The 2,466-nt window shown below is 67.8% G+C and carries 4 protein-coding genes and 1 pseudogene; 3 read left to right on the top strand and 2 right to left on the bottom strand.

From position 1 onward, the window contains the following. Window positions 1-67 (bottom strand): annotated as a pseudogene (locus tag AB0J36_RS34395) (uL14 family ribosomal protein); the annotation flags it as partial. A 15-nt stretch (window positions 68-82) separates the two neighbouring features. Further along, window positions 83-523: a (deoxy)nucleoside triphosphate pyrophosphohydrolase gene (locus AB0J36_RS34390; RefSeq protein ID WP_357126118.1), complete on the bottom strand. Its 441-nt coding sequence runs from the start codon at window positions 521-523 to the stop codon at window positions 83-85. 183 nt (window positions 524-706) lie between these two features. Here AB0J36_RS34390 and AB0J36_RS34385 point away from each other — a divergent pair, with 183 nt between their 5' ends. From AB0J36_RS34385 to AB0J36_RS34375, 3 genes are all read left to right on the top strand, one after another. Then, a complete protein-coding gene (locus AB0J36_RS34385) occupies window positions 707-1,015 on the top strand; it encodes a 4a-hydroxytetrahydrobiopterin dehydratase (protein WP_357126121.1) in 309 nt (102 codons plus the stop codon). Between the two features lie 40 nt (window positions 1,016-1,055). After that, complete coding sequence (locus tag AB0J36_RS34380) at window positions 1,056-1,418, top strand: PH domain-containing protein (protein ID WP_355050625.1); 363 nt, start codon at window positions 1,056-1,058, stop codon at window positions 1,416-1,418. Between the two features lie 218 nt (window positions 1,419-1,636). Beyond that, window positions 1,637-2,368, top strand: coding sequence for a class I SAM-dependent methyltransferase (locus AB0J36_RS34375; protein ID WP_357126126.1), 732 nt, complete (start codon window positions 1,637-1,639; stop codon window positions 2,366-2,368). Window positions 2,369-2,466: the final 98 nt, after the last annotated feature.

Genomic DNA, 2,466 nt, shown 5'->3' with positions numbered 1-2,466 from the left:
CGTCGAAGCGGATGTACGAGCCGTCCGGCCGCCGCTTCTCCTTGGCCGTGCGAACGACGACCCAACGGGGTGGGGCGGGGGGTTAGGGGGTTTTCAGGTGGGGGTGTAGGGCGGCCACGATGGGGGCGTCGGCGGGGAGCCAGGTGACCGAGTCCAGTTCGTCAATGGTCAACCAGCGCAGCGCCTGGTGCTCCAGTGCCTGCGGTTCGTCACCGTGGAGCAGGCGGGCGGCGTACACCTTGAGCACCGACCGGCCGTGGGCCATCCGGACGTTGCGGCCGACCCGGGCGCCGACCTCGACGCGTACGGCCAACTCCTCGGCGCACTCCCGGATCAGCGCGTCGGTCTCGGCCTCACCGGGCTCAACCTTCCCACCAGGGAACTCCCACATGCCGGCCACCTCCGGCGGGGCGGAGCGCGCACAGGCGAGCACCCGTCCGTCCCGGATGATCGCCGCTCCCACGATCACCTTCAGGTCCCGTCGCTGGGCCTGCCCGCCACCATTAGCCCGTTCGGTCTGCACGGGCGTCCAGGGTGCCAGATCAATCGGCGGTTTGGGTACCGACACCGTCCGCTAGGCCAATAGAACACGGAAGTGTGGGCGTGGACACCCCTACCGAGCGACGACAGACTAGAAGGCACCGACAAGACACGGGATGGCGACGATTTGGCCACAAGCCGGCAACGGCGCTTGGGGGGTGCGGTAATGCGCGTGCTGTTCAGCAGCCGAGCCAAACACGACTACCTTTCCGACGCGTTGACCTTGCTATCTGGTTGGACGCGGGACGGTGAGCAGATCCGGCGCACGCTGGTGATCGACGATACCCAACACGCGGCCCTGACTGAACGGGTCAAGGTCGTGGCGGACGCCCTGCATCTACGTCCCGAGATAAGCCGCCGGTCCGACAGCACCCTGATCCGGGTCGGGCACGGCAACGGTGACCCCCTGACCGAGGGTGAGGTCCTGCTGGCCGCCCGTATCGAGGACGCCTACCGGGCGGTCACCGAGTCCTGACGAGCCGGCGCGGTGGCGCCGGTTTCCTAACCTGGATCGCATGGCGAACATCGCGTACGACCGCAAGGAGCAGGTCCAGCAGATCGAAAGTGGGCTGCTCGACGGCGAGCAGATCATCGCCGTCTACGACGCCGTCGGCACCGGCACCGGGTTCATCGGGCTGACCGACCGGCGCGTGATCATCCAGGACCGCTCCTTCGTCGGTAAGCGGTATGCGATCACCAGCATCCCGTACTCGAAGATCACCAGCGTGAGCGTGGTCAGCAACAAGTCCTGGGGTGGGTCGTTCTTCTCCACCGGCGCGATCGCGATCCACGTCGGCACGCACACCTACGAGGTGGAGTTCCGCGGCGCGCAGAAGAGCCACCACGTGCACAACGTGATCCTGCACCACATCTCCTGACGATCCTTCGACCAGGAGCCCGGCGGGCGTAAATGCCTTGCCGGGCTCCCGGCGTCTCTGGTGTCCTCGGTGCACAGCCGCCCGAAGGGAGCAGTGCCATGCCCAACACGACGAAGTCCCCCCGACCGAACGTCATCCGACTTGAGGAAACGAGGCTTCGTGAGCAGAACTGCTCCGCAGAGGACACCCGTCACTGAGCACAACCCCGGAGGCCGCTGATGTCGGTCTTCGACGATCCGGGCCTCTTCGGCCGGCTGTGGGCTGCCGGATACGACAGCCCCGGCAACCCCGACCCGGCGCCCGCCGTGGACTTCCTGGCCGATCTGGCCGACGGCGGTCCGGTCCTGGAACTGGCGATCGGCACCGGCCGGGTCGCACTGCCACTGGCCGAGCGCGGCCTCACCGTGCACGGCATCGAGGCGTCCGACGAGATGCTGGCGCTGATGCGGGCCAAGCCCGGTGGCGACCAGATCCCGACGGTCGTCGGTGACATGGCGGACGTGGGCGTAGAGGGCCCGTTCCGCCTGGCGTACCTGGTCTTCAACACGCTGTTCAACCTGGTGGACGCCGAGCGGCAGGCGGACCTGTTCCGCAACGTCGCCCGGGTGCTGTCGCCGGGCGGGGCGTTCGTCATCGAGACGTTCGTCCCCGACCCGAGCGGTTTCGACGCGGACGAGCAGTTACAGGTCCGCGAGGTGACCGAGGACTCCGTGACGATCCGGGTGCACCGGTACGACCGGCCAGCGCAGCGGTTCATCCGGCAGACCATCACCTTCGACGGCAACGGTGTGCACCTGAAGCCGTTCGCGATGCGATACGCCTGGCCGCACCAGATCGACGAGATGGCCCGGCAGGCGGGCCTTGCGCTCACCGAGCGGTACGCCGACTGGCACCGGCAGCCGTTCACGGCGGAGAGTCCGTCACACATCTCGGTCTACCGGGCACGGTAGCGGTGCAGACTGCCCGCCACGTGCAGGAGGACCAGGCGACGCGGATCAGCCGACACGAACCCGACGATCTCTGACGCTGCTCACCGGTTGCTGCCTGG

It is taken from the genome of Micromonospora sp. NPDC049662 (genome assembly GCF_040675055.1).
Taxonomy (GTDB): Bacteria; Actinomycetota; Actinomycetes; order Mycobacteriales; family Micromonosporaceae; genus Micromonospora.
The sequence above is the reverse complement of the archived record's forward strand: the minus strand, read 5'-3'. Positions and strand labels throughout refer to the sequence as shown.

Excerpts from the sequence above, each read along its gene's own strand:
- AB0J36_RS34385 (WP_357126121.1), top strand. The coding sequence starts at position 707 with ATGCGCGTGCTGTTCAGCAGCCGAGCCAAACACGACTACCTTTCCGAC.
- AB0J36_RS34380 (WP_355050625.1), top strand. The coding sequence starts at position 1,056 with ATGGCGAACATCGCGTACGACCGCAAGGAGCAGGTCCAGCAGATCGAA.
- AB0J36_RS34375 (WP_357126126.1), top strand. The coding sequence starts at position 1,637 with ATGTCGGTCTTCGACGATCCGGGCCTCTTCGGCCGGCTGTGGGCTGCC.